The following is a 25842-nucleotide window of genomic DNA, read 5'->3' on the forward strand; positions in this document are numbered from 1 at the left end:
TGTTCGCAGAAAATTCGCGCGACTTTGTCGGTGCCCTCTGGAAGATAGGAAGGGCACCGGAGGTTGAGGGCGAGTATCGCCGTGCGCGGCGAATGAGAGGGATGGTGACGTGACCACCACCGCGGATCTGTACGGCGCCCGCCCCGGCGACGCTGCGGACACCATAATCGTCGATTCCGACAGCGCGGCCGCACGCATCGGCGCCGAGTGCCTGGTCGACGGCCCGATAGGTCAGGTCGGTCTCGAGATCGAGGCGCACTGCTTCGACGTCGCCGATCCGATGCGGCGGCCCACTTGGGACGAGCTCACCGACGTGATCGCCCAGGTCCCGCCGCTGCCCGGCGGAAGCTCCATCACCGTCGAACCGGGCGGTGCCGTCGAACTCTCCGGGCCGCCAGCCGAGGGCGCACTCTCCGCGATTACCGCCATGCAGGCCGACCGCGCCGTCCTTCGGCAGGCTTTCGCCGGGAACGGGCTCGGCCTGGTGCTGCTCGGCGCCGACCCGTTGCGGGCCGCGCAGCGGGTCAACCCCGGCGAGCGGTATCGCGCGATGGAGCGGTTCTTCGAGGCCAGTGGCACCAGTGCCGCGGGCGCCGCGATGATGACGTCGACCGCGTCGGTGCAGGTGAACATCGACGCCGGGCCACCGGAGGGCTGGTCCGACCGGGTACGCCTGGCGCACGCGCTCGGCCCGACGATGATCGCGATCTCCGCCAACTCGCCGTTGCTCGGAGGCGAGTTCTCCGGCTGGCGCAGCGCCAGGCAACGCGTGTGGAGTCAACTCGATGCAGCGCGCTGCGGCCCGATCCTCGGTGCCAGCGGCGGCGCCCCCGCCGACGATTGGGTCCGCTACGCGCTCAAGGCGCCAGTGATGCTGGTGCAGGGCCCCGAGACGGTTCCGATGACCGAGGTCGTTCCGTTCGCGGACTGGGCCGACGGACGCGCCCTTCTCGGAGGTCGACAACCGACGACGGCCGACCTCGACTACCACTTGACGACGCTCTTCCCGCCGGTTCGGCCCCGCGGGTTCCTGGAGATCCGCTACCTGGACAGCACTCCTGACGACGTCTGGCCCGCAGTGGTCTTCACGCTGGTGACGCTGCTCGACGATCCGATCGCCGCCGACGTCGCAGCGTCGGCGACGGAGGCAGTGTCCACCGAGTGGGACAGGGCCGCGCGGGTGGGACTGGCCGACCGGCGCCTGCAAGAGGCCGCCCTGCAGTGCGTCGAGGCGGCCGCCGAGCGTGCGCCCGTCGAGTTGCACGAGTCGATGCAGCGACTGCTGAGTCAGGTGGAACTCGGACGCAGCGCCGCTGACGACTTCTCCGACCGTGTCGTCGACACTGGAATCGAGTCAGCCGTGCGGCAATTGGCGGAGGGACGGGCGTGACCACTCGGGAGGAGCTGGCCCGCGATCTCACGCTGGCCCGGGAGCGCACGCTGCGACTGGTCGAGATCGACGACGCGGAACTACTGCGGCAGTACGACCCGTTGATGAGTCCGCTGGTGTGGGACCTCGCGCACATCGGCTGGCAAGAGGAGATGTGGCTGCTCCGTGGCAATGATCCACGCAGGCCCGGCATCCTGCCAACGGCCGTCGAGGGACTCTATGACGCGTTCGTGCACTCACGCGCCAGCCGGGCCAGCCTCCCGCTGCTGCCCCCGGAGGATGCCCGGGTGTTCTGTGGGACGGTCCGCGCGAAAGCCCTTGACGCACTTGAGGTGTTGCCCGAGGAAGACGGCACGGGTGTCGACCCGGCGTTCGTCTTCGGGCTGGTGGTCAGCCACGAGAATCAACACGACGAGACCATGTTGCAGGCGTTGAGCATCCGCACCGGTCCGCCGATTCTCGGGCGCGGCGCTCCGCTGCCTCCCGGCCGCGCTGGGGTGGCTGGCACGTCTGTGCCGGTGCCCGGTGGTCCGTTCGTCCTCGGCGTGACGGCAGCCGAAGAGCCGATGTCGCTGGACAACGAACGCGACGCGCACGTCGTCGACGTGCCGTCCTTCCGCATCGGCCGTGTTCCCGTCACCAACCGCGAGTGGCGAGAGTTCATCGACGACGGTGGCTACGGCGAGCCGCGCTGGTGGTCGGACGCAGGTTGGTCGCATCGCGTGGAGGCCGGGTTGACGGCGCCGAAGTTCTGGAAACCCGACGGGACGCGGACGCGGTTCGGACACGTCGAGGACATCCCCGCCGACGAACCCGTCCAGCACGTGACGTACTTCGAGGCCGAGGCGTACGCCGCGTGGGCGGGGGCCCGACTGCCCACCGAGATCGAGTGGGAGAAGGCCTGCGCGTGGGATCCCGCGACGGGGTCGCGCCGCCGATTCCCTTGGGGTGCATCCGAACCCACGGAAGCGCTGGTCAATCTCGGCGGTGAGGCGCTGCGGCCCGCCCCGGTCGGCGCCTATCCGGCCGCGGCGTCGGCCTACGGTGCGGAGCAGATGCTCGGTGACGTGTGGGAGTGGACCACCTCGCCGCTGCGCCCATGGCCGGGTTTCACGCCGATGCTCTACGAGCAATACTCACGCCCCTTCTTCGAGGGTTCCGGCGCCGGCGACTACAAGGTCCTGCGTGGTGGTGCCTGGTCGGTCGCCCCGAGCATCCTTCGGCCGAGCTTCCGCAACTGGGACCATCCGATCCGCCGCCAGATCTTCTCGGGCGTGCGCCTCGCGTGGGATGCGTGATGAGCGCTTGCGCGAAGAGCAGAGGGCCCCGATGAGCGCTTGCGCGAAGAGCGGGTGGGCCTGATGTGTCGTCACCTCGGCTGGCTCGGCCAGCCCGTGTCGCTGGCCTCGTTGATGCTGGATCAACCGTACGGCCTTGTCGTGCAGTCCTATTCACCGCGCAGGCAGAAGCACGGCCTGATGAACGCGGATGGTTGGGGCGCAGGCTTCTTCGACGGGGGTGAGGCGCGGCGCTGGCGCAGCGCGTCACCGCTGTGGGGTGACGCGTCGTTCGCGTCGGTGGCGCCCGCGCTGCGGAGCGGGTGTGTCGTCGCGGCGGTCAGGTCGGCCACCGTCGGCATGCCCATCGAACCGACGGCGTCGGCGCCCTTCACCGGCGATGGGTGGCTGCTGTCCCACAACGGTGTCGTCGACCGGTCGGTGCTGCCTCCGGCCAGTCGCGCCGAGTCGGTGGTCGACAGCGCGGTGCTCGCCTCGCTGATCTTCGAGCGCGGCCTCGACGCGTTGGGCGACACCATCGCCGAGGTGGGCGCCGCCGATCCCAACGCCCGGCTGAACATCATCGCCGCCAACGGTTCCCGGCTTCTGGCCACCACGTGGGGTGACACCTTGTCCGTGCTCCGTCGGGACGACGGCATCGTCCTCGCCAGCGAGCCATACGACGACGACCCGCGCTGGGAGGACGTGCCCGATCGGCACCTGGTCGACGTCGTCGACTCGCGCGTCGAACTGATACCGTTGAAAGGACTCCCGTGAGCGTGTCGCTCTCCAACTTCCTCGCCGCCGACTCAGCCGCGCACGCGCTGCGCGCCGACGTCCGCGAGGGTCTGTCGGCCTCACCGAAGTCGTTGCCGCCCAAGTGGTTCTACGACGCAGTCGGCAGTGACCTGTTCGATCAGATCACCCGCCTCCCCGAGTACTACCCGACGCGCGCCGAGGCGCAGATCCTGAGGTCCCACGCTGCGGACATCGTGAAGTCCTCCGGGGCTGACACTCTGGTCGAACTGGGAAGTGGCACGTCGGAGAAGACGCGGATCCTGCTGGACGCGCTCCGCGACGGCGGCTCACTGCACCGCTTCATCCCGTTCGACGTCGACGCGTCGATCCTCGAGTCGGCGGCCGCTGCCATCGACGCGGAGTACCCCGGTGTCGAGATCGAGGCCGTATGTGGGGATTTCGAAGAGCACCTCGGCAAGATCCCCACGGTCGGGCGCAGGCTGGTCGTGTTCCTCGGCTCGACTATCGGCAACCTCACCGCGGGCCCTCGCGCGGCCTTTCTCGCCGCCCTGTCCGGAAGCCTGCAGCCCGGCGACACGCTGCTGCTGGGCACCGATCTCGTCAAGGACCCCGACCGCCTGGTACGCGCCTACGACGACAGTCAGGGCGTCACCGCGAAGTTCAACAAGAACGTCCTCGCGGTGGTGAACCGCGAACTCGACGCCGACTTCGACCTCGATGCCTTCGACCACGTCGCCCGCTGGAACGCCGGGGAGCAGCGCATCGAGATGTGGCTCAGGGCAAGCACACCGCAGCGGGTGCGGATCGGCGACCTCGATCTGACCGTCGACTTCGCGGCAGGTGAGGAAATGCTGACCGAGGTGTCATGCAAGTTCCGGCCCGACGGCGTCGCCGACGAACTCGCTGCGGCGGGGCTGCGCCGAATCGAGTGGTGGACCGATGAAGCCGGTGACTTCGGGCTGTCGTTGGCGGCCAAGTGACGGAACTCGCCGCGGCCTGGCGGGAGGCCAGACCGCCGGTGGCGGGCCTGCACCTCGACAGCGCCGCGTGTTCCCGGCAGTCCTTCGACGTGATCGACGCGGTGGCCGCGCACGCCAGGCACGAGGCCGAGGTCGGCGGTTACGTCGCGGCCGAGGCGGCGGCACCGGTGCTCGACGCGGGTCGCGCCGCGGTCGCCGCGTTGACCGGATTCGCGGCCGCCGACGTCGTCTACACCACGGGATCGAGCTACGGGCTTGACGTGGTGCTGCGCGATTGGCGCGGACCCAGGACGGTGGCGTGCCTTCTCGGCGAATACGGTCCGAACCTCTCGATCATGGCGCGCAACGGTTTCGACGTTCGGCCGCTCCCGGTCGACGGTGCGGGCCGCCTCGACGTCGCGGCTGCCGAAGACGCGCTGAAGGCCGACCGACCCGCGCTGGTGCACCTCACCGCGCTGGGCAGCCACCGCGGCATCGTCCAGCCGGTGTCGCCGGTCGCGGCGATCTGCCGGGACCTCGGCCTGCCCCTAGTGGTCGACGCCGCGCAGGCCTTCGCGCACCTGGACTGTGCGGCGTTCGATGCCGACGTCGTGTACTCGTCGTCGCGCAAGTGGACGGCGGGCCCTCGCGGCGTCGGCATCCTCGCTGCCAGGGCGGGCGTGCTGAGCGAGGAGGCATTGGCCTGGGTGACCGACGCCGAGGCCAACGCCGCCGCCAGGGTCGGTTTCGCCCTGGCCGTCGGCGAGTACGTCGCCGCCGGGCCCGAGCGGGTCAGGGGACGGCTCGTCGAAGTCGGCGCCACGACGCGCGCCGCCCTGGGGGGCGTGGCGGGCTGGCAGGTGGTCGAACCCCCCGACGAGCCGAGCGCCATCACGACGCTGATCCCTCCCGACGGCATCGACCCTGCCGTCGTGCGGGCCAAGCTGATCGCCGAGCACCGGATCGTCACCACCTGCGCGGGTGTCGTACGCGCCCCCCGCGAGATGACGCGACCGGCGCTGCGCGTGTCCCCGCACGTCGACGTCACCGAAACGCAGCTCGAGACCGTCGCGGAGGCGTTGGCCGCCGTGACGAAGGCCGAGTAGTTCGACCTATCCGATCGGGTAGGGCCGCCGCTGTCCGATCGTGCCGAATTCCACTGTCGATCGATGGGGGTTGGCTCGACGCTGTTCCCTGGATCACACCTGCTGCCTAGCTTTGGGTCCGACACCCGCTAGACCCAGACGCATGTGCACCCGATGCACTCAGCAGGAGAGGACGGCCGCCATGAAGGTCGAAGATCTACTCAAGCCATTCCCCATCAAGGAGTTCCATCCGTTCCCCCGCGCCATGATGGGACCCGGGGCGCACGAGATGGTCGGCCCGGAAGCCCTCAAGATGGGGTTCAAGAAGACCCTGCTGATGTCGTCGGGTCTGCGCGGCACCGACATCGTGCACAACATGGCTGAGTCACTGAAGTGGCACGGACTCGAAGTCGTCGTCTACGACAAGGTCGAGTCCAACCCCAAGGACTACAACGTGATGGACTCGGTGAAGCTCTACCAGGAGAACGAATGCGACAGCTTCATCTCCATCGGTGGCGGGTCAACCCACGACGCCTGCAAGGGTGCGCGCATCTCCGTCGCCCACGATGGTCGCAACGTCAACGACTTCGAGGGCTTCAACATGTCCGAGAATCCCAAGAACCCGCCGCACATCGCCATCTCCACCACCGCGGGCACGGGCTCGGAGACGTCGTGGGCCTACGTCATCACCGACACCACCACCGATCCCGACAACCCGCACAAGTACGTGGCATTCGACGACGCGTCGGTGACGTCGCTGGCCATCGACGACCCGGTGCTCTACTTCGACTGCCCGGTCGACTACACCGCGCAATGCGGTTTCGACGTGCTGGCCCACGCGTCCGAGCCGTACGTCTCCCGACTGAACTTCGAGCCCTCGCTGGGCAATGCGATCCGGGCGATCAAACTGACCGCCGAGAACCTGCGCGAAGCCACCTGGAACGGCCAGGACCTCAAGGGCCGGGAAGGCATGATGTACGCCCAGTACATCGCCGCCCAGGCGTTCAACTCCGGTGGCCTCGGCATCATCCACTCCATCTCGCACGCCATCAGCGCGTTCTACGACACCCACCACGGCCTGAACAATGCGATCGCCCTGCCGCGGGTGTGGGCGTTCAACATGCCGACCGCCTACAAGCGCTTCGCGGACATCGCCGAGGCGATGGGCGTGGACACCTACGGCATGACCGACGTCCAGGCCGCCGACGCGGCCCTTGCCGCCGCCATCCGGCTGCTGCGCGACGTGAACATCATCGAGAAGTTCACCGACGTCAAGCAGGACAGCTACTCCAAGAACCGGTTGGGCCAGGGCCCCACCAAGTTCTACGAGAACGCCAAGGTGATCAAGGGAGACAAGGCCGACGTCGACCGCATCACCAACCACGTGCTCGGCGACGCCTGCACCCCCGGCAACGCCAAGGAGTGCACGTTCGATCTGGTCCGTCCCGTCGTCGAGCACTGCATGAACGGCGACCTCGACGAACTTCTCCCATGAGGCGCAGCGCTGATGTTCGATAGCATCGAAGACGTCCGTGAGTCGCTCGCCGGTGAGGGTTACATCGCCGACGAGCGGCTTGCGACAACGGTTTTCCTGCAGACCAGGCTCGACAAGCCCCTCCTGATCGAGGGGCCCGCCGGCGTGGGCAAGACCGAGCTGGCGAAGGCGCTGGCGGCCGCTACCGGCCGCAGGCTGCTGCGGCTCCAGTGCTACGAGGGTCAGGACGAGACCAAGGCGCTGTACGAGTGGGACTACGGTAAACAGCTGCTGTACACCCAGATCCTGCGCGAAAAGATCGGCCAGCTGGTGGAGGATGCTGCGACGCTGGACGAGGCCGTCGACCGGATTGGCAAGCAGGAGAGCGTCTTCTTCTCCGACCGGTTCCTGGCGTCCCGGCCACTGTTGGAGGCGGTGCGCTCCGAAGAACCGGTCGTGCTGCTGATCGACGAGATCGACAGGGCCGACGAGGCGTTGGAGGCGGTGCTCCTGGAATTGCTTGGTGAATACCAGGTTTCGGTGCCCGAGGTCGGCACGTTCACCGCCAAGCACGCCCCGTACGTGGTCCTGACGTCGAACAACACCCGCGACCTTGCCGCCGCGCTGAAACGTCGGTGTCTGCATCTGTTCCTCGACTACCCCTCGGCGGAAAGGGAATTGGAGATCGTCCGGTCCAAGGACACCGGTCTCACCGAAGCGGTCGCGACCCAGCTGGTCGACGTGGTGCGCGGCCTGCGCGAGCTCGACCTTCGCAAGGCGCCGAGCATCTCCGAGACCATCGACTGGGCCCGCACCCTGGCGGTGCTCGGAGTCGACGAATTGTCGGCGAAGGTGCTTTCGGACACCGTGTCAGTGGTCGTCAAGTACGACAAGGACGTGCGCAAGGCGCTCGATGCCCTGCCGCGCCTGGTCGATCCCAACGCGAAAGTGCCCACGTCGTTGCGCAACAGCCACGACCACGGGCACGGGCACGGCCACGACCACGGTCAGGGACCACACGACCACGGTCACGGGTCACACGACCACGGCGCTCCGCCGTCGGCCCCGCCCCCGCAGCGGGACCCCGAGGAGTCGGGACCGGACGGCAAGGCGGTGCGCGCGGCCAAGGACACCCCGGGCAGGTTCGGCAACGGCTACTACGGCACGCCGAAGAAGTCGCCGTCGCTGGGCCGTCGCAGGCCCTTCTAGGACCTCATCATGGAAGCGACCCTGCACCGTTTCGTGCGGCTCCTGCGTCTCGGGGGGCTGCGTGTCTCCATTCCCGAGGCCCTCGACGCAATGCGGTGCGCTGGGCAGCCCGGTGTGCTCTCCTCCCGGGCTGTCCTGCGCACCGCATTGCGCGTGGCACTGGTCAAGGACCAGCGCGACGAGCCCATGTTCGACGAGATCTTCGACGCGTTCTTCTCGCTGGTGCGCGTGGGTAGTGGAGACGGAGCCGAGGCGGGCCATGGTCACGCGCACGACGAGCTGGTCGACACCGGCGAACTGGAGTCGTTCACGCTCTCCGAGGAGCCGAGCGACAAGCCCGACGAGGGCCACGAACACGGCAAGCCCACCAGCATCAAGGACTACTTCAAGCAGGAGGACCTGGCCCAGCAGTACAACCTGCACCAGGAGGCCAACAAGATCGACCTGGCCGCACTGACCGACCAGATCGTCTTCTCCAAGGAGAGCACCGGACTCGACGACAACAAGTACCGCGTCGAACTCTCCGCCGACCGCCTCCACGGAGCAGGCCCACCGGGAACCCTCGCTTCTGCCTCCGGTCAAGCCGCCCACGCCGACGCGTCGCTCACGATCGCCGAGCAGGACGCCCTGCTGGGCTGGCTCAACGAACTCGAGGACCTCGAGGACCTCGAGGGCGATGGCGACGAGGCTGACGCCGCCGCATTGCGCAAGCGCCTGACCGGCGTTCTGGAGAACCTGCCGGAGGCGCTCAAACGCCACCTCGAGGCGCTGCTGGCGTTGGAGAACAAGATCGTCGAGACGCGCGAGCAGCGCGAGGCGAAAGTGGACCGGATCGGCGAGAACGAACGCGCCGAGCTCGAGGAGTCCCTGCGTCGGTTGGCGCGCACCTTGCACGGCGCCCTGACCCACCGTCGTCGCACGGCTGCGCGGGGCCGCGTCGACTCCGGTCAGACCATGCGGCGCAACATGCGCTTCGACGGCATCCCGTTCGTGCCGGTGACGGTGCGTCGCGCCGAGGACCGGCCGCGGCTGGTGATCCTGGCCGACGTCAGCCTGTCGGTGCGGGCCACGTCGCGGTTCACCCTCAACCTGGTGCACGGCCTGCAGGACCTGTTCACCCAGGTGCGCTCGTTCGCCTTCGTCGCCGACGTCGCCGAGACCACCGAGTTGTTCCGCGACCATCCCAGTGAACGCGCGCTCGGACTGATCTTCGGCGGTGACGTGGTGGACGTCGACGCGAACTCCGACTACGGCAGCGTGTTCGGCGAGTTCCTGGCCGAACATTCCTCGGCGGTGACCCGCCGCACCACGCTCGTCGTCCTCGGCGACGGCCGCAACAACGCCAACGACGCCAATCTCGCTGCGTTCGAGGAGATCACCCGGCGGGCGCGGGAAACGGTGTGGCTGACCCCGGAGCCGCGCTACTCGTGGGGTCTGGGCAGCTGCGACCTGCCCGCCTACGCCGAGTACTGCAGCAGGGTCAGGGTGGTGCGGGATCTCAGCGGATTGGAGCGGGCGGCGCACGAGTTCGCGACCTCCGCGGTGTCGCGATGAGCGCTTGCGCGAAGAGGAGTGTGTCGCGATGAGCGCTTGCGCGAAGAGGAGTGTGTCGCGATGAGCGCCACACCGCCTCGGTTGGCCCAGCAAGGGGGAGGTCGTAGTGTAGATCCCGAGGTGTCGTCTGGGTCACAATCGGTGTGCCCGACGCACGGTATCCGAGGCAGGACTGTGGCGAAGCTGGATTCCGAACGGGCGCGGTACCCGGCGGCTGCTCCGGGGTTGTCCCCCGAGTATCAGCGCGAGGCCGCCGCTTTCGCGCCCGGTCGCGTGCTGAAGTTTCACGCCCCGGAGATCGTCTTCGGCCTCGACTCGATGGTGGAGGCCGCTCACGCCGCCGTCAGGCTCGGCGCGCTGCGGCCGATGCTCGTGACGGATTCCGGTCTGATTGCGGCGGGGTGGGCCGACGAGATGATCGGGCACCTGACTGAACAAGGGGTGCAGTGCCACCCGTGGAGCGACCTCACGCCCAACCCCAAGGACCACGAGATCGCCGCAGGGTACGAGGCGTACCGGGCCCGCGGCTGTGACGTCTTGGTGGCGGTGGGCGGCGGTTCGGTGATCGACGCTGCGAAGGGCGTGGCGATCCTCGCCGCAAACGGCGGCAACATCCTCGATTACGAGGGTGTTGACAAGGCGCCGATGCCGATCCCACCCCTAGTGGTCGTGCCGTCGACGTCGGGAACGGGTGCCGACGTCTCCCAGTTCTGCATCGTCACCGACACCACGCGCAACACGAAGATCACCATCCTGGGTCGTGCGCTGGTGCCGGACATCACCGTGATCGATCCGCGGCTGCTGACGACGATGCCGGCCTGGCTCAACGCCGCCACCGGTCTCGACGCGTTGACGCACGGCATCGAGGCCTTCGTATCGCTGGGCCACAATCAGCTCACCGACCACCACGCGCTGCGTGCCGTGCAGATGGTGATCGACAACTTGGCCTGCACGATGGAGCGACCGGCCGACATGACGGCGCGAATCCTGATGGCGCAGGCCGCTCTTGAGGCCGGGTTGGCGTTCACCAACGCGATTCTCGGGGCGGCCCACGCGATGAGCCATCAAGTGGGGGGGCTACTGGACCTACCGCACGGCGTCATCAACGGTGTGCTCCTTCCCCACGTCATCCGATTCAACGCCGAGGCAGATCCGCAGCCCTACAAGGTGATTGCGACATCGCTTGGAATCATCGATCCGCGCACCCCGGCCGCCGAAGCTGCGCTGGCGCTCGCCGACCGGATCGAACAACTCGCCGTCCGGGTGGGCGTCCCGCGGGGTCTCGCGCAGCTCGGCGTCAGCCCCGACGATCTACCGATTCTGACTCGCAACGCCTTGCAGGACGCCTGCATGACGACGAATCCGCGGCAGGCCGACGAGGCGCAGATCCAGGCGCTGTTCCAGGCAGCGATGTGACCGTCGCGCGCGACCGTCACGGCGGTCCTCCCGACCTCGAGCGCCTCACCGGGCTGCGCTCCAGCAAGGGCACCTTCTACCCCGAACTGCGGGTCGCCGCACAGCGATTGGATCGAGTCGTCGCAGCGTTCGACACCATCTCGCGCGCGCTGGTTCAGACCATCGAGGGCCCTGAGAACCTCGTCCGCGCGGTCGCCGAGGCCGCGAGGACCCATCTGGATGCCGAATGGGTGCTGATCGCCCTGGCCGACGGCGCCCTGCCGGAAGCCAGCCCGCGACACCTGATCCTGGACTCGGCGGGCATCGCGTACGCCTTCGAGGGTCTTTCCGGCGCGGTGGATCCCGGTCCGCACCTCCCCGACGTCGTCCTCAACAGGCTCAACGACATTCTGCGGGGGCAACTCGCCCAGTTCCGGCTTCCGGTGATCGAGCGCCAGCATGCCCACGTACCGATCGAACTCGACGGCGACGTGATCGGGGCGTTCGCGGCGTGGACACCGCGCAGCCGCGCCCTCGACGGTTCCGATGAAGTCGTCATGCGGATTCTGGCCAGCCAGACGGCCGTGGCGTTGCAGAACTGCGCGTTGTTCTCGAAGTCGTTGACGCTGTTGGCGCAGTCCGAGGCGCGCAACGCCGAGCTGCTGGCCACTCAGCGTGAACTCGGCGCGGCGCAACGGCATCAGGTGCTGGACTCCGAACGGCACCGCATCGCACGCGAACTGCACGACAGTGTCGCGCAGACGGTGCTGTCGGCGGGGATGCAGATCGAGGTATGCCGCAGGGAGGTCGAATCACACCCCTCCGCAGAGGAACTCATCGGCAGGCTGGACCTTGCGAAGGACCTCAGCCGGTCGGCAGTGGAGCAGTTGCGGTCCGCGATCTATGCGCTGAACCATCCCGACGACGACCACCGGTCGAGTCTGTCGGAGATGCTGGAGCAACTCGCCACGGTGCACATGCCGGAAGATCTGAGGGTGGTGCTGCGGGTAACGGGTGCCGCCGCCGAACTGCCCGGCGACGTCGAGCACGCCCTGCTGCGCATAGCAGGCGAGGCCCTGTTCAACACGGCGATGCACGGCAATGCCGCCAAGGCGGAGATCCATCTCGCCTATCACGCCACGGCGGTCACGCTTTCCATCGCCGACGACGGTACCGGCGAGCCGGACAAGATGCGGCTGATGTTGCGGCTCACCGAGGCTACCGACGTCGACGGCCATCATCGGGGACTGGCCAACATGCGTGCCCGTGCCGCCGAGCACGGCGGGACCTTCGAGGTACAGCGCTCCCGTCTCGGGGGAGTCCGGGTGGTCGCGAGGATCCCCCGCCTAACGGAACGGCCGGTCACGTGAACCCATCGATCAGGCTAGTGCTCGTCGACGACCACGCCATCCTCCGGCAGGGGCTGCGCGCCGTACTGGAGCGTGAGACCGATCTGGAGATCGTCGGTGAGGCAGCCTCGGAGGCCGAAGCCGTCGCGGTGGTGGCCGCCACCACGCCCGACGTGGTGTTGCTGGACCTGAAGCTGTCCGCGGGATCGGACTTCGAGGGATTGGCGTTGTGCAACAAACTCTCTCACGCTCACCCTGGACTCGGGCTGCTGGTGTTGACGACGTTCCTCGATGAGGACCTGGTGGTGCGCGCGATGCACTCCGGCGCGCTCGGCTACGTGGTCAAGGACGTGGACACCACCGAACTGGTGAGGGCCATTCGGGCGATCTCGAGGGGACAGAGCGCGTTCGACTCGCGCAGCGCCGGTGCCGTGGTGCGGGCGATGTCTGGACGGGGTGAGCCGCGCCAGCAGCTGACCGATCGCGAGGTCGAGGTGCTGCGTCTACTCGCGGCGGGAATGTCCAACAGCAAGATCGGCGAGGAACTCTTCATCTCCGCGACCACGGCCAAGTTTCACGTCAGCAACATCATGCGCAAGCTGGACGCGACTCGTCGCGCCGAGGCGGTCTACGCGGCGAGCAAGCGCGGTCTGATCTAGGTCTTGCTCCTTGCCGCGGATTCAGGGGATGCGTTGCGTCACTGGTCGAGAATCAGCCACCCGCCGTGAAATTCGTGAACGTCGGCGCGCAGACCTGGGTGCTGCGCGCATAGCCGGCCTGCCATTTCGCGCAGCGCATCCGTGTCGTACCTGGCGATGTGCCCGTAGCACGCGCGGGGCTCTTCTTCGTAGGGGACGGCGATCACGACGCGGCGGTGGGCCACGCGTAGCGCCTCGGCGATGACGGCGTCCGCGGCCGCGGGCGGCAGGTGCTCGAGAAGGTGTAGGGCCGTGACGGTGTCCGCGGCGTCGTCGGGCAGCGGAACGTCTGCAGCATCGCACGATGCCGTGCGTACCGAGCGGTGCAGCAGCGGGGCGATGTCCGCCAGCAGGTCCATCGTCGGTCGACTCAAATCCGTTGCCAAGACGTCGAATCCACGCTTGGCGATCCGAAGCGGAAAGAAGCCGAAGCAGGAGCCAAGGTCGACTACGCGCGAACCCACCAGCAACGCCTCGGCGTGCTCGTGCACGGGCGCGAACGATGCCTGTCCGCGCTCCAGGCGGTCGAGCGAGTTTCGGTAGAACTGCAGCCACTCCGGCGAGTAGCCATCTTCCGTGGACGCCACGATCCCAACGAATACCTGCTCGAACTCGTCCTGTCCCCGCAGCACGCCGCGGTCGTCGAGCTCGCTCGCCAGCAGGTCGGCGATCTCGTCGGAGACCTCGGTGGCCGAGAAGTCGTGCTCGACCTCGAGGACGCCGTCGAGCCGGACAGCGCAGAATCGACTGGTGCAGAATGTGTTTCGACGATCGTGCGCACGATGCGGGCCGACCCGACGGGTGACGCGAACTCCCGACGCGAGCGTGCTGGTCACGGCCGTCCCCCTTCTCGGAAAGTGTTCTGTGAAAGGTATTCCCACCATCGGTGTTGGCACGAGCTCCGAAAGGGCGCGATTGCCGACCCGCCCGGGTGGGTAGGTGACTGCCCGTTCGGTGAGTGTTCTTGGTGCACTCGGTGCCATAGCGTGGTGAGGTACGTCACGACGACTCTGGAGGATCCAGTCATGGACCACAACGAAATCGACACGACCACAGAGGAACTCGTCACCGAGTCGCTGGTCGAGGAAGTCTCGATCGACGGCATGTGCGGGGTTTACTGACCATGTTCGACCTCGACGCGCGCTGGTGCCTTCACCCGCAGGTGGCGTTGCGCCCCGAACCCTTCGGTGCGCTGCTCTACCACTTCGGCACTAGGAAGTTGTCGTTCCTCAAGAACCGAACGGTGGTCGACGTCGTTCGGGCGCTGCCCGAACACGCCACCGCCCGGGAGGCATTGCGCGCCGCCGGGGTCGACGACGACGGTCAGTACCCCAAGGCCCTTGGCGTGCTTGCCGACTCGCACATGCTGGTGCGGGCGTCATGACCGCCGTCCTGCCGGGAAGACTCATCGATCAGTTCGAGCACGGCCTGGACGCGCCGATTTGCCTGACGTGGGAACTGACCTATGCGTGCAACCTGTCCTGTGTGCACTGCCTGTCGTCGTCGGGTAAGCGCGATCCGCGTGAGCTGTCGACCCAGCAGTGCAAGGACGTCATCGACGAGCTCGAGCGCATGCAGGTGTTCTACGTCAACATCGGTGGCGGCGAGCCGACGGTGCGGTCGGACTTCTGGGAGTTGGTCGACTACGCCACCGAGCACCACGTGGGGGTGAAGTTCTCCACCAACGGGGTGCGGATCACGCCCGAGGTGGCCGAGAAGCTGGCGGCGAGCGATTACGTCGACGTGCAGATCTCGTTGGATGGCGCTACAGCCGAGGTCAACGACGCCGTGCGTGGCCCGGGCTCGTTCGCGATGGCGGTACGGGCACTGGAGAACCTGTCGGCGGCGGGTTTCCAGGACGCCAAGATCTCGGTCGTGATGACGCGGCACAACGTCGACCAGCTCGACGAGTTCAAGGCGCTGGCCGACCAGTACGGCGCGACGTTGCGGATCACCCGGCTTCGGCCGTCCGGTCGCGGCGCCGACGTCTGGGACGACCTGCACCCCCAGCCTGCCCAGCAGCGCGTGCTCTACGACTGGCTGGTCGCGAATGGCGACGGCGTCCTCACCGGTGACTCGTTCTTCCATCTCTCCGCCTTTGGCAAGGCCCTCCCCGGCCTCAATCTGTGCGGAGCCGGTCGCGTGGTCTGTCTGATCGATCCGATCGGCGACGTCTACGCCTGCCCCTTCGCCATCCACGAGTCGTTCCTCGCGGGAAACATCCTCAGGGACGGCGGATTCAGCACCGTCTGGGGCGAGTCCGAGCTCTTCCGCGAGCTGCGGTCTCCCACGACCGGCGGCGCATGTGCCAAGTGCACGTTCTTCGACACGTGCCGTGGCGGCTGCATGGCCGCCAAGTTCTTCACCGGCCTGCCGCTCGACGGGCCCGACCCCGAATGCGTCCAGGGCTACGGCGAAGCGGCACTGGCGGCCGAACGCTCGGTGCCCAAGTCGTCCGTCGACCACTCCCGGGCGATCCCCCTGACCATTCTGAATGGAGCCAGCCGCCCCCCGAGGCGGGCGTGCGACGAGAACCCGGTGAGTGAATTGACGTTAGGGGGCCGTAGTGGCTAAGACCGGATGGTTCGAGACGGTTGCCGAGGCGCAGCGGCGCGCCGCCAAGCGCCTGCCGAAGAGCGTGTACAGCGCGCTGGTGGCGGGGTCCGAACGGGGCATCACCGTCAACGACAACACCGCGGCGTTTGGTGAGCTGGGCTTCGCGCCGCACGTCGCAGGCCTGTCCGACAAGCGCGAGATGTCGACGACCATCATGGGACAGTCGATCTCGCTTCCGGTCTTCATTTCGCCGACCGGCGTGCAGGCCGTCCACCCCGACGGCGAAGTCGCCGTCGCGCGCGCCGCCGCCGCGCGGGGTACCGCGATCGGCCTGTCCTCGTTCGCCAGCAAACCGGTCGAGGAGGTCGTCGCCGCCAACCCGCAGACCTTCTTCCAGATGTATTGGACGGGCGGACGGGACAAGCTGGTGGAGAGGATGGAAAGGGCAAGGGCCGCAGGCGCCGTCGGTCTCATCGTGACGTCGGACTGGTCCTTCTCCAGTGGTCGGGACTGGGGCAGCCCCGCGATCCCGGAGAAGATGGACCTGCGGGCGATGCTGCGCTTCGCACCCGAGGGCATCACCCGGCCGCGCTGGCTGATCGACTTCGCCAAGACCCGACGGGTGCCCGACCTCACCGCGCCGAACCTGACCCAGGACGGCGGCCCGGCGCCGACGTTCTTCGGCGCCTATGGCGAGTGGATGCAGACGCCGCTACCCACCTTCGCCGACATCGCCTGGCTGCGCGAGCAGTGGGGCGGCCCATTCATGCTCAAGGGCGTCATGCGGGTCGACGACGCCAAACGTGCGGTGGACGCCGGCGTCACGGCGATCTCGGTGTCCAACCACGGCGGAAACAACCTCGACGGCACGCCGGCACCGATCCGGGCGCTGCCCGCCATCGCCGAGGCGGTCGGGGACGACGTGGAGATCGTGCTCGACGGCGGCATCCGCCGCGGCAGCGACGCCGTCAAGGCGCTGGCACTCGGTGCGCGCGCGGTGATGCTGGGCCGGGCGTACCTGTGGGGCCTGGCCGCGGGCGGTCAGGCCGGGGTGGAGAACGTAATCGACATCATGCGCAGTGGAATCGACTCGGCATTGCTCGGACTCGGGCATTCCTCGGTGCACGACCTCGGCCCGGACGACTTGATCGTTCCCGACGGCTTCTCCCGCACGCTCGGAGCCGTATGACCGCCCGATGGCGGCACATCGTCGCGTCGCGCCAGGTGACGACGAGGTAGGTCGGCCGACAAGAGAAGGTAATCCCACGGAAACCAATCGGAAATGCCGAATTCCTAACGTTCTCTACGTCTTCCGCGACTGGCGCGGCAGGCACAGAGAGGAATCGGGCCGATGAAGACGCCGTCGAATCAAATCGAACTGACTGTCGCCGACTCAAGTCGCATGCCATGGGGCACCTTCGTGGTACCTCAGATCGGTGCCGAGATCCCCGCCAAGGAGTTGTTCTCGGACCCCGACACCGGCATGCAGGTGTTCATGCTGCGCTACGCCGCTGGCTTCACCAACGTCTGGCACACGCATACGCATGGCCACGGGATGTACGTGCTCGACGGGGTGCTCAAGACGCACAAGGGTGAGTTCGGACCCGGAAACTACGTGTGGTTCCCCGAAGGTGGCTGGATGGAACATGGCGCCACCGAGGACAACGACGTCACCTTCCTGTTCATCACGAACAAGCCCTTCGCGATCTGTTACGAATCGGACCCGGACCATCCCTACCCGATCGACGTCGCCGAGTAGCCCCGACCGTCAGCCGTGTAGTCGGCGATATGCGTCGACGGCCCCTTGGTGCAGTGGGATCTGGCCGGTTTGGATCATCGATGGAGCGTCGAGGTACTGCAATCCACGGACATAGGGCGGGACCAGGTTCGGCGCCTCGGTGGCCAGCACGTCCACCACTGCGCCGACCAGTTCGGCCGAGGTCTCTCGACGGCACAGCAACAGATTGGGCACTCCGAGCGAGCGGATCTCCGGTGGGACGTACTGGCCCGTCGGCACCCGATGGACGACATAGGGGTATCCGGCCAGTCGACTCATCGGCACCGCCAGCGAGCGGACGTCGATCATTCGCAGCGGCGTCACAGCGTCCACGTCGGTGATGGCGGGGGTCGGCACCCCGCCGGACCAGACGATGGCGTCGAGGCGACCGTCCGCCAGTGCCGACAGGCCGTCCCCGAGGCGGTAGCCGACGATGTCCACCTGGTCTCGGATGGCGGCCGCAGTGAACAGCACCTCGCTTGTCGTCGCGCCGCCAGACCCGCTAGGTCCGATCGATACCCGCCTGCCCCGCAGATCCGAAAGATGCTGCACGGCAGCGGAATCACGGACGACTACCTGAAGGTAGTTTTCGTACACCCTGGCCGCGGCCCAAGGTGCCGACCCGTCGTCGACGGTGTCGCGGTCCCTCTCGGTGACGTCGGCAAGGGCCAGCCCGAAGTCGGCGTCTCCCGACCGGAGTCGCGCCAGGTTCTCCACGCTTCCCTCGGTGGGAAGGACGTCGACGACGATGTCCGGGTAGCGCCGGTGCAGCTGCTCGGAGAGGATCGTCGCGAACGCGAAGTACAGCCCGCCCGGATCCCCCGAGGCCAACCTCACGCGCCCGCGCGGGTCACTGCGGCCGCAGCCGACCGACAAGACTGCCGTCGCGAGAAGGAAGGTGCGACGGCTGATCTCAGCGGGGCGCCGGTTCAACACGTCGACCCATTCGCGCCAGGCAGCCGATAACGGACCAGAACCCCGCCCTCCGGGGACCGCAGGACGGCTATCGTCCCGCCATGCCCCGAGGTGATCTCGCCCGCGATGGCCAGCCCGAGACCAGTGCCTGCTGCGTCGTCATGACCCCGCCAGAAGCGGGTGGCGGCCATGGCGAGGTCCTCGTCGGGCAACCCTGGACCGTCATCGCTGACCACCAGGTGCATGGTCTCGCCTGCCTCCGCGGCCGACACGGTGATCGTCGCGCCGGGCCCGGCGTAGCGAAGCGCGTTGTCCAGAGCGACGTCGATCAGCTGCTCCACGTCATGACGTGCGATCTGCGCGGCCAAACCCGGTCGATCCCAATGGCTTTCCAGACGTTGGTGCTGTCGGTCGGCAACCGGCCGCCAGAACGCGAGGCGCTGCGCAATGACGTCGTCGAGATCCGTCGACTCGGCCACCTCTGGCGAGAGGCCGACCTGGCGGCTGCCGCTGACCTGCTCCGCGCGAGCCAGGCGGAGTAGTTGCTGCAGCAGGTTCTCGAAGCGATCGAGCTCCGCGCTCATCGAACGGTAGGTGGGACGTCCCTCGTCGGCCACGTAGTCCTCGAGGCTATCGGCACGCAACCGCACCGCGGCGAGCGGATTCCGCAATTGGTGTGAGGCATCGGTGACCAGACGCCGTTGCCGTTCGAGCGAAGCACGTACCGCGTCCGCCATGGTGTTGAACGCCGACGTGAAGTGACGAAGCTCCGGCGGCCCCACCACGTCGGCGGGTGGCCCCGCGATGCCCTCGGCCATGTTGGCGACGGCACGTTCCAGCCCCGTGAGCGGGTGCAACACCCACCGCGTCAGGGCGAGACCCGCTAGCGCGGCGACGACGAGCACGACGAGACAGCCGGCTCCAATCCACCACCAGCCGTCCGCGACATCGTGTGCTGCACGGGAGGTATCGGCAGCCAAGGTCACGGCGCCGATCAACTCCCCGTCGTTGCGGATGCCCGACGCGGTCAGCAGAGGGCCTCGGTGCCACGGCAGAATTCGACCCCACCGAGGAGGCGCCGTATCGACCAACGCATGGTTGACCATCGCTGCGACGCCGGGATCGGAGAGGCTCAGCCCGCGCGACGCCAGCGTTCGCCCATCCGAGTCGACGACGAGCAATCCCTCCCCGTAGACCAGGTGATAGCGGTCGACCAGAGCCTGCAATGGAACGTCGGGAACGGCGGCGGCGTCCGACAGTGCCGAAAGCTGTTGACCGCGCTCGGTGGCGAGCGCCGTCGTTCTGCTGTCGGCGAGGCTCAGTGCCAGGGGAACTGCCAGCGCCGCGACCACCAGCAGTGTCAGGACGACAAGGACGATCCGAACACGCGGTCCCATCTCAGGTGCTCAATCGAAAGCCGAAGCCCCGCACGGTCTGCACTGGTACACCCGACAACTTCGCCCTGATCTGCCCGATGAAGAAGTCCAACGACCTCGACCGGCCGACCATCGCCGTGCCCCACACCGCGAGCATGAGTTCCTCGCGGCTGACCGCTTCGCCCTGGCGGGCAGCCAGCACGGCGAGGATTTGGAACTCGGTCCTGGTGAGCTCCAAGGGGTTTCCCGACAGGGTCACGAGATGCCGCCCCCGGTCGATGGTCACCGGCCCTGCGGTGACCACGGCCGGCGTGGCAGGGGCGTGGTCCTGGGGACGCCGCAGCCGCCGCATGACGGCCTCGATCCGCGCCAGCAGCACGGCCTTTCGCACGGGCTTCACCAGATAGTCGTCAGCTCCGGCGCGCAGCCCGAGTACCACGGCTCCGTCGCTGTCCCTGGCGGTCATGATGATCACCGGCACCTCCGATGCGCGACGCAGGGTGCGCAGCACGTCCAAGCCATCCATGTCCGGCAGGCCTAGGTCCAAAAGCACCAGATCGCAGCCCTTGACGCGATGAAGCGCGTCGGTGCCGCGCGCGGCTTGGACCACCGCCGCGCCGGTCTGCCCGAGGAGTTCGGTCAGCGCCGACGCGACCCCCTCGTCGTCCTCGACCACCAGCACCCGCATCAGGCTGATGCTAGGAACGGATGCCCGAGACGGCGGCGATCTCGCCGAAATCGAGCGATTTCATCGTTTCCCGCCTGCGAGCATCGCGGATGCCGTCCTGATGGTCGCGGCTCTGGCGAGATCGACGCCCCAGGGTTCCGCCACACCCACGCGTTGATCGAGATCCCATAGGACACAGGCTTCGCCGGGCCGTGCGACGACCGACCAGGCGCGGATGGTGCGGAAGAACTGCTCGTCCCTGGAATCGGTCGCCCCTCGGACGCCCGGTGGGGTGCCCCCTGCGGGGTGGTGATGCAGGAAGGTGCCGTACGCTCTTTCGCAAAACGTCGAATACGTTGCGGTGCAAAGGATCAGTCCGTGCCACGCCTCGTCGACGGCACGCGATGGCATGCCGATCATCCCACCTTGGCCCAGTCCCGGCGTGCAGCACCGCAACCATTGCCGCAGGCCCGTCACGATGAGATCCCGAGGCTGCCAGGGGCATGTCCTGAACACGACGGGAGGAAGCTCCAGCGCGGCCACGGCCGCCGACGCCCGAGCCACGCGTCGACGGGCATTAACCACCGCAACCACCGCAACCACCACAGCCGCCACACGCGATGGACGCGACCGAGGCCCAGACGACGCCTTCCCTGGTCTTCGACCTGGTGACATCGACGGTGGACTCGATCGCCTGCTGCAGACCCAAGATGGGGGGAGCGGCGGTTGCAATCAGTTCCGAGAGCACGACGGAGCGCCGGACGCGGTATTCGTCGCTGAGTACCGTTGGGAGCTCTGTCAGAACGGCGAGCAAGCCCAGATTCAACAACCGTGGATCGGTCGAACGGCCGCCGATCGCGTGACGAACCGACCGCGCCACGGCCTCGGCGAGCGCTTCGACCAGGTGTTCGTCGCCCAGGTCGAGCCGCCGCCGAGCCGGGATGCCGAACCCATGGCGCCGTCGCGGGCGCACCCAACCGTCGCCTTGGAGCTGGCCGCGGACCAGTGCGGGGGCCTGCTCGGCGTCGGCGGCGGTCAGCCACGCCCAGGTCTTGGGCTCAGCGGCATCGACCGACGACGCCACGGCGCGCAGGGCCGGATCGACTTGGCGGACACCGCGCACCGGGCACACCGTGCCCTTCACGTCTGCAATGGATCCGGACAGATACAGGTCGGTGAGCATTGCGGCGCGCAGGGCGTAGCCGAACCACCACAGTCCGTCCAAGGCAAAGCGGTGGCGGTCGCGGTCGTAGGCCAGCAGGTAGAGCTGGCCGTGTAGAGAATCTGGTAGATACACCGGACGCCTCCTTCACCGATTCGCTGCCACGCGATGCAGTGATGGTGAGGAGTGCGCCTCGCCAACGGAAGGGCAATGGGGCCGATCGGGGAGTTTCCTCGCACAATCCACAGATTCGGGCGGCCTTGGGTGTCAGGCGGCCTTGGGTGTCAGGTGGCCTTGGGTCTCGGACGGCCTTGGGTCTCGGACGGCCCACGCTTCCTTACTGCGGCCCGTCCCAGGTGTGCACCGGTTCGTTGTCGTGCATCCGCTCGCAGTACAGGTGCAGCATCTCGGCGAGGGCCTGAGGCCGCGCCAGCCCCCGCTCCTGCAGGGCGCGCACCGTCTCGACTTGCCAGACGGCGCCGTTGCGGCCGGTCTTCGCACGGCCTTCGATGACGCCGAGGAATCTATCCGACACCTCCGCGGAAACCCCCCACCGCCGCAGGCCCTCCTGGGCCAGCGGCAGCAGCTCCCGAAGCACCAACTCGTCCGGCGTCACGTCGCCAAGACCGGGCCAGTACAGTCGCGCCTCCATGCCGTGGCGCGCCGAGCTGAGGAAGTTCGCTTCTGCCGCAGCGAAACTCAGCTTCGTCCAGACCGGCCTGTCGTCTTCCGAGATCGCGCGCAGCGCGCCGTAGTAGAAAGCCGAATTGGCGAGCATGTCCACCACCGTCGGTCCGGCGGGCAGCACCCTGTTCTCCACCCGAAGATGGGGCCGACCGTCGACCACGTCGTATACCGGGCGGTTCCACCGGTAGATCGTGCCGTTGTGCAGACGCAGTTCCGACAGCGTCGGGGTGCGGCCCGCCGCCAACTCGGCAACGGGATCCTCGTCGGACATCTCCGGGAGCAGCGACGGGAAGTACCGCACGTTCTCCTCGAACAAGTCGAAGATGGAGGTGATCCAGCGCTCACCGAACCACACCCGCGGCCGCACTCCCTGCGTCTTCAGCTCGTCGGGTCGGGTGTCGGTCGCCTGGGCGAACAGTTCGATGCGCGTCTCCGCCCACAGCTGATGGCCGAAGAAGAACGGCGAATTGGCGCCCAGCGCCAGCTGTGGGCCGGCCAGCACCTGCGCCGCGTTCCAATTCTGGGCGAACTCGGCGGGCGAGACCTGAAGGTGCAACTGCATGCTGGTGCAAGCGGATTCGGGTGCGATCGACGCCGACTGCAGGCTAAGGCGCTCGGGCCCGCCGATGTCGATCATGATGTCCTCGCCGCGTGCGGTGAAGATCGAGTCGTTGAGTGCCTGATACCGGGTCGACTCACTCATCCAGCCCGCCGCCAGATGCTCCGGCATCAACGTCGGAAGGATGCCGATCATCACGATGTGCGCACCGCGTTCGTTCGCCTTCGTCTCGGCGGCGTTGAGGCTGGCGCGCACGTCGGACTCCAGCTCGAGGCCTGAGTGGCCCGGCAACGGGCGCGGTGGCACGTTGAATTCGATGTTGTAGGCGCCCAATTCGGTCTGATAGGCCGGATCGGCGATCGAGGCGAGCACTTCCCGGTTCGTCATCGCCGGCTGATACTCGGCGTCGACCAGGTTGCACTCGATCTCCATGCCGGTCAGCGGGCGGTCGAACTCGAAGCTCGCCTGATGCAGCATCGTCTCGAAGACGTCAAGGGACAGCGCTACCTTGCGTCGGTACTGCAGCCGGTGTTCCCGGCTGTACTCGGTCTGCGTGACGTCATCACCCATTGGGGGTACCCACCGCATGAGCCTATCGACGTGAGGCCACCACGACCTGCGGACTCGCAAGACCGCCCCGAAGTTCGACCGAAATGGCCGGATCGGCGTGCGCCGCCAGTGCGCGCAGAGCCGAGGGGCTGTAACAGCGCAGCGAGCTGATGACACCGTCGTGCACGAACGGAACGAACGGTGCGAACGGCAACATCGTCGCCAACCGCACCAGGTGCAGCGGGGACGGGGGCCGTGGCAGATCGATGATCAACAGCTTGTCTGCGACGCGAGTGCCCTCGGCGATGACGCGGGAGGCCAGCGTCGGCGGCAGATGATGAAACGACAGGGCGAAGACGGCGAGGTCGTATGCGCCGTCGTCGGCGTCGATGTCCGTGGCGTCCATCGGTTGCACGGTCACCCGCTGGTCGTTGCCGGGGTCCGCGGCGAAACCGGCGGCAATCGCGGCGACGGAGTGCTCGTCGACGTCCGTGACCGTCACGTGCGCCGTCGGATGCATCTCGACCAACTTTGCGGACAGTTTTCCGTGCCCCGCACCGAGCTCCAGAATGCGCGGGTCGGGCACGTCGGCGACGACGTCGAGCGCGATGTGGGCGAACCGCTCGTGGTTGCCGAACAGGTCACCGGTGCGGTCCAGCGCCCGGATCACGCTGCGCCTGCGCGCTTCGTTGACGGGGTCGCCGCCGGAGTCGCGGTCCAGGTACTCCAGTCGGCTGGTCTCCAGAAAGCGATCGAGACACGACGCGTTCGGCCCGCCGCGCGGCATGCGGTCGATACGGTCAGGAGCTGAAGCCATGTAGTCCATGATGGACGATCCCGCCAGATGACCCCGCCAGATGACCCCGCCAGATGACAAGGAGCAACGCGTGGCCGACTTCGTCGCAGCCATCGACCAGGGCACCACCAGCACCCGGTGCATGATCTTCGATCACGACGGTGCCGAGGTGGGCAGGCATCAGCTCGAACACCAGCAGATCCTGCCGAAGGCGGGGTGGGTCGAGCACGACCCGGTGGAGATCACCGAACGCACGGCGTCGGTACTGCAGTCGGCGCTGAACAAGACCAAGCTCGAGTCATCCGATTTGGTGGCGCTGGGCATCACGAACCAGCGCGAGACGGCGCTGGTGTGGGACAAGCGAACCGGCAGGCCCTACTACAACGCGATCGTCTGGCAGGACACCCGCACCGATCGAATTGCCTCCGCGCTGGATCGCGACGGCCGTGGTGACGTCATACGGCGGAAGGCCGGACTGCCACCCGCGACGTACTTCTCGGCGGGCAAGGTGCAGTGGATCCTCGACAACGTCGATGGGGTGCGCGAGGCCGCGGAGAAGGGCGACGCGATCTTCGGCACGGCCGACAGTTGGGTGTTGTGGAACCTCACGGGTGGCTCGCGGGGCGGTGTGCACGCCACCGACGTCACCAATGCCAGCCGGACCATGCTGATGGACCTCGAGACGTTGGACTGGGACGACGAGCTGTTGTCGTTCTTCGGGATCCCGCGTCAGATGCTGCCGCGGATCGTGCCGTCGTCGTCGCCGGAGCCGTACGGGACGACGCTGGCGCAGGGACCGCTGGGCGGCGAGGTCGCCGTCACCGGCATCCTCGGCGACCAGCAGGCCGCAATGGTCGGGCAGGTATGTCTGAGCGCGGGCGAGGCAAAGAACACCTACGGCACGGGAAACTTCCTGCTGCTCAACACCGGTGAGAAGATCGTCCGCTCGGAGAATGGGCTGTTGACGACGGTGTGCTACCAGTTCGGGGACGCGAAGCCCGTTTACGCCCTTGAGGGTTCGATCGCCGTGACTGGTTCGGCCGTGCAGTGGCTGCGCGATCAACTCGGCATCATCAGCGGCGCGTCGCAGAGCGAATCGCTGGCCCGTCAGGTGGACGACAACGGCGGGGTGTACTTCGTGCCCGCCTTCTCCGGACTGTTCGCCCCGTACTGGCGCTCCGATGCCCGCGGCGCGATCGTCGGTCTGTCGCGGTTCAACACCAACGCCCACGTGGCGCGCGCGACGCTGGAGGCGATCTGCTACCAGAGCCGCGACGTCGTCGATGCCATGGAGGCGGATTCCGGTGTGCACCTTGAGGTTCTGAAGGTCGACGGGGGCATCACCGCGAACGACCTGTGCATGCAGATCCAGTCCGACGTGCTCGGCGTCGACGTGGTCAAGCCCGTCGTGGCCGAGACCACCGCGCTCGGCGCGGCCTACGCGGCGGGCCTCGCCGCAGGCTTCTGGGACGGGCCGGACGATCTGCGGGCCAACTGGCAGGAGGGCAAGCGGTGGACGCCGTCGTGGAGCGACGACGAGCGGTCCGCAGGCTACGCAGGCTGGCAGAAGGCGGTGCAGCGCACGCTCGACTGGGTCGACGTCGAGTGATCTGCGTGGTGGAACCCGAACAGAACACCGCGGTGAGCGC

Annotated in this window: 25 protein-coding genes; 17 read left to right on the forward strand and 8 right to left on the reverse strand. The window is 67.6% G+C overall.

Translation table 11 applies throughout. The annotated features are described in order from the left end of the window. Nucleotides 1-127: 127 nt before the first annotated feature. From egtA to ABW137_RS24250, 11 genes are all read left to right on the forward strand, one after another. Nucleotides 128-1390 carry an ergothioneine biosynthesis glutamate--cysteine ligase EgtA gene (gene egtA, locus ABW137_RS24200; protein ID WP_526404017.1) on the forward strand — a complete coding sequence of 421 codons (1263 nt, stop codon included), beginning with the start codon at nt 128-130 and terminating at the stop codon, nt 1388-1390. Next, complete coding sequence (gene egtB / locus ABW137_RS24205; RefSeq protein WP_526403994.1) at nt 1387-2688, forward strand: ergothioneine biosynthesis protein EgtB; 1302 nt, start codon at nt 1387-1389, stop codon at nt 2686-2688. Before egtA ends, egtB begins: the two co-directional genes overlap by 4 nt. A 63-nt stretch (nt 2689-2751) precedes the next feature. Further along, nucleotides 2752-3444, forward strand: a complete 693-nt coding sequence (gene egtC / locus ABW137_RS24210) for an ergothioneine biosynthesis protein EgtC (RefSeq protein ID WP_526403995.1) — start codon at nt 2752-2754, stop codon at nt 3442-3444. After that, entirely contained in the window at nt 3441-4406 is a 966-nt protein-coding gene (egtD, locus tag ABW137_RS24215; protein WP_526403996.1) for an L-histidine N(alpha)-methyltransferase, read from the forward strand. Before egtC ends, egtD begins: the two co-directional genes overlap by 4 nt. Continuing rightward, nucleotides 4403-5491 carry an ergothioneine biosynthesis PLP-dependent enzyme EgtE gene (gene egtE / locus ABW137_RS24220; protein ID WP_526403997.1) on the forward strand — a complete coding sequence of 363 codons (1089 nt, stop codon included), beginning with the start codon at nt 4403-4405 and terminating at the stop codon, nt 5489-5491. The genes egtD and egtE overlap by 4 nt, the downstream gene beginning before the upstream one ends. A gap of 181 nt (nt 5492-5672) precedes the next feature. Then, a complete protein-coding gene (gene mdo, locus ABW137_RS24225) occupies nt 5673-6965 on the forward strand; it encodes an NDMA-dependent methanol dehydrogenase (RefSeq protein ID WP_526403998.1) in 1293 nt (430 codons plus the stop codon). Nucleotides 6966-6977: 12 nt separating this feature from the next. Beyond that, a complete protein-coding gene (locus tag ABW137_RS24230; protein WP_526403999.1) occupies nt 6978-8153 on the forward strand; it encodes an ATP-binding protein in 1176 nt (391 codons plus the stop codon). Nucleotides 8154-8162: 9 nt separating this feature from the next. Then, nucleotides 8163-9707 (forward strand): VWA domain-containing protein, encoded by a 1545-nt coding sequence (locus tag ABW137_RS24235; RefSeq protein WP_526404000.1) that lies wholly within the window; start codon nt 8163-8165, stop codon nt 9705-9707. Between the two features lie 225 nt (nt 9708-9932). Then, on the forward strand, nt 9933-11123 hold the full coding sequence (locus ABW137_RS24240; protein ID WP_526404018.1) for an iron-containing alcohol dehydrogenase: 1191 nt from the start codon (nt 9933-9935) through the stop codon (nt 11121-11123). Next, nucleotides 11120-12472 carry a MadS family sensor histidine kinase gene (locus ABW137_RS24245; protein ID WP_526404001.1) on the forward strand — a complete coding sequence of 451 codons (1353 nt, stop codon included), beginning with the start codon at nt 11120-11122 and terminating at the stop codon, nt 12470-12472. The genes ABW137_RS24240 and ABW137_RS24245 overlap by 4 nt, the downstream gene beginning before the upstream one ends. Further along, on the forward strand, nt 12469-13110 hold the full coding sequence (locus ABW137_RS24250; protein WP_526404002.1) for a MadR family response regulator transcription factor: 642 nt from the start codon (nt 12469-12471) through the stop codon (nt 13108-13110). Before ABW137_RS24245 ends, ABW137_RS24250 begins: the two co-directional genes overlap by 4 nt. Before the next feature lie 38 nt (nt 13111-13148). On the opposite strand, the gene mftM is transcribed toward ABW137_RS24250, so the two are convergent. Then, entirely contained in the window at nt 13149-13985 is an 837-nt protein-coding gene (gene mftM / locus ABW137_RS24255) for a mycofactocin oligosaccharide methyltransferase MftM (RefSeq protein WP_526404003.1), read from the reverse strand. Here mftM and mftA point away from each other — a divergent pair. The 5 genes from mftA to ABW137_RS24280 all read left to right on the forward strand — a co-directional run bounded on the left by mftA (nt 13932) and on the right by ABW137_RS24280 (nt 17464). Next, nucleotides 13932-14270 (forward strand): mycofactocin precursor MftA, encoded by a 339-nt coding sequence (gene mftA / locus ABW137_RS24260; RefSeq protein WP_526404004.1) that lies wholly within the window; start codon nt 13932-13934, stop codon nt 14268-14270. The two genes, mftM and mftA, sit on opposite strands and share 54 nt — an antisense overlap. Before the next feature lie 2 nt (nt 14271-14272). Then, a complete protein-coding gene (gene mftB, locus ABW137_RS24265) occupies nt 14273-14533 on the forward strand; it encodes a mycofactocin biosynthesis chaperone MftB (RefSeq protein ID WP_526404019.1) in 261 nt (86 codons plus the stop codon). Continuing rightward, nucleotides 14530-15723: a mycofactocin radical SAM maturase gene (mftC, locus tag ABW137_RS24270; RefSeq protein WP_526404005.1), complete on the forward strand. Its 1194-nt coding sequence runs from the start codon at nt 14530-14532 to the stop codon at nt 15721-15723. The genes mftB and mftC overlap by 4 nt, the downstream gene beginning before the upstream one ends. After that, nucleotides 15716-16894, forward strand: coding sequence for a pre-mycofactocin synthase MftD (gene mftD, locus ABW137_RS24275; protein ID WP_526404006.1), 1179 nt, complete (start codon nt 15716-15718; stop codon nt 16892-16894). The genes mftC and mftD overlap by 8 nt, the downstream gene beginning before the upstream one ends. Before the next feature lie 162 nt (nt 16895-17056). Continuing rightward, nucleotides 17057-17464 (forward strand): cupin domain-containing protein, encoded by a 408-nt coding sequence (locus ABW137_RS24280; RefSeq protein ID WP_526404007.1) that lies wholly within the window; start codon nt 17057-17059, stop codon nt 17462-17464. Between the two features lie 9 nt (nt 17465-17473). Here the strand turns inward: ABW137_RS24280 and ABW137_RS24285 are convergent, their stop codons facing one another. The 7 genes from ABW137_RS24285 to ABW137_RS24315 all read right to left on the reverse strand — a co-directional run bounded on the left by ABW137_RS24285 (nt 17474) and on the right by ABW137_RS24315 (nt 24223). Further along, nucleotides 17474-18418 (reverse strand): TAXI family TRAP transporter solute-binding subunit, encoded by a 945-nt coding sequence (locus tag ABW137_RS24285; protein WP_526404008.1) that lies wholly within the window; start codon nt 18416-18418, stop codon nt 17474-17476. Next, nucleotides 18412-19794, reverse strand: coding sequence for a HAMP domain-containing sensor histidine kinase (locus ABW137_RS24290; protein WP_526404009.1), 1383 nt, complete (start codon nt 19792-19794; stop codon nt 18412-18414). Before ABW137_RS24290 ends, ABW137_RS24285 begins: the two co-directional genes overlap by 7 nt. A 1-nt stretch (nt 19795) precedes the next feature. Next, nucleotides 19796-20461 (reverse strand): response regulator transcription factor, encoded by a 666-nt coding sequence (locus tag ABW137_RS24295; protein WP_526404010.1) that lies wholly within the window; start codon nt 20459-20461, stop codon nt 19796-19798. 60 nt (nt 20462-20521) lie between these two features. Beyond that, nucleotides 20522-21115, reverse strand: coding sequence for a UCP032817 domain-containing protein (locus tag ABW137_RS24300; RefSeq protein ID WP_526404011.1), 594 nt, complete (start codon nt 21113-21115; stop codon nt 20522-20524). Further along, a complete protein-coding gene (locus ABW137_RS24305; RefSeq protein ID WP_526404012.1) occupies nt 21018-21737 on the reverse strand; it encodes a GPP34 family phosphoprotein in 720 nt (239 codons plus the stop codon). The genes ABW137_RS24300 and ABW137_RS24305 overlap by 98 nt, the downstream gene beginning before the upstream one ends. 202 nt (nt 21738-21939) lie before the next feature. Further along, nucleotides 21940-23418, reverse strand: coding sequence for a glutamate-cysteine ligase family protein (locus tag ABW137_RS24310; RefSeq protein WP_526404013.1), 1479 nt, complete (start codon nt 23416-23418; stop codon nt 21940-21942). 22 nt (nt 23419-23440) lie between these two features. Next, nucleotides 23441-24223 carry a class I SAM-dependent methyltransferase gene (locus ABW137_RS24315; RefSeq protein ID WP_526404014.1) on the reverse strand — a complete coding sequence of 261 codons (783 nt, stop codon included), beginning with the start codon at nt 24221-24223 and terminating at the stop codon, nt 23441-23443. Between the two features lie 31 nt (nt 24224-24254). Here ABW137_RS24315 and glpK point away from each other — a divergent pair, with 31 nt between their 5' ends. Then, on the forward strand, nt 24255-25802 hold the full coding sequence (gene glpK, locus ABW137_RS24320) for a glycerol kinase GlpK (RefSeq protein WP_526404015.1): 1548 nt from the start codon (nt 24255-24257) through the stop codon (nt 25800-25802). Nucleotides 25803-25842 lie beyond the last annotated feature (40 nt).

Source organism: Mycobacterium sp., from assembly GCF_040509115.1.
In the GTDB taxonomy this organism is placed as follows: Bacteria; Actinomycetota; Actinomycetes; order Mycobacteriales; family Mycobacteriaceae; genus Mycobacterium.

What these genes read in the sequence shown, in the direction of transcription:
- ABW137_RS24300 (WP_526404011.1), bottom strand. Translation starts at nt 21,115, where the DNA reads ATGTCACCAGGTCGAAGACCAGGGAAGGCGTCGTCTGGGCCTCGGTCG.
- ABW137_RS24290 (WP_526404009.1), bottom strand. Translation starts at nt 19,794, where the DNA reads ATGGGACCGCGTGTTCGGATCGTCCTTGTCGTCCTGACACTGCTGGTG.
- mdo (WP_526403998.1), top strand. Translation starts at nt 5,673, where the DNA reads ATGAAGGTCGAAGATCTACTCAAGCCATTCCCCATCAAGGAGTTCCAT.
- ABW137_RS24310 (WP_526404013.1), bottom strand. Translation starts at nt 23,418, where the DNA reads ATGGGTGATGACGTCACGCAGACCGAGTACAGCCGGGAACACCGGCTG.
- egtC (WP_526403995.1), top strand. Translation starts at nt 2,752, where the DNA reads ATGTGTCGTCACCTCGGCTGGCTCGGCCAGCCCGTGTCGCTGGCCTCG.
- mftB (WP_526404019.1), top strand. Translation starts at nt 14,273, where the DNA reads ATGTTCGACCTCGACGCGCGCTGGTGCCTTCACCCGCAGGTGGCGTTG.
- mftC (WP_526404005.1), top strand. Translation starts at nt 14,530, where the DNA reads ATGACCGCCGTCCTGCCGGGAAGACTCATCGATCAGTTCGAGCACGGC.
- ABW137_RS24280 (WP_526404007.1), top strand. Translation starts at nt 17,057, where the DNA reads ATGAAGACGCCGTCGAATCAAATCGAACTGACTGTCGCCGACTCAAGT.
- mftA (WP_526404004.1), top strand. Translation starts at nt 13,932, where the DNA reads ATGCGGGCCGACCCGACGGGTGACGCGAACTCCCGACGCGAGCGTGCT.
- ABW137_RS24235 (WP_526404000.1), top strand. Translation starts at nt 8,163, where the DNA reads ATGGAAGCGACCCTGCACCGTTTCGTGCGGCTCCTGCGTCTCGGGGGG.
- glpK (WP_526404015.1), top strand. Translation starts at nt 24,255, where the DNA reads ATGACCCCGCCAGATGACAAGGAGCAACGCGTGGCCGACTTCGTCGCA.
- ABW137_RS24230 (WP_526403999.1), top strand. Translation starts at nt 6,978, where the DNA reads ATGTTCGATAGCATCGAAGACGTCCGTGAGTCGCTCGCCGGTGAGGGT.
- ABW137_RS24295 (WP_526404010.1), bottom strand. Translation starts at nt 20,461, where the DNA reads ATGCGGGTGCTGGTGGTCGAGGACGACGAGGGGGTCGCGTCGGCGCTG.
- ABW137_RS24315 (WP_526404014.1), bottom strand. Translation starts at nt 24,223, where the DNA reads ATGGACTACATGGCTTCAGCTCCTGACCGTATCGACCGCATGCCGCGC.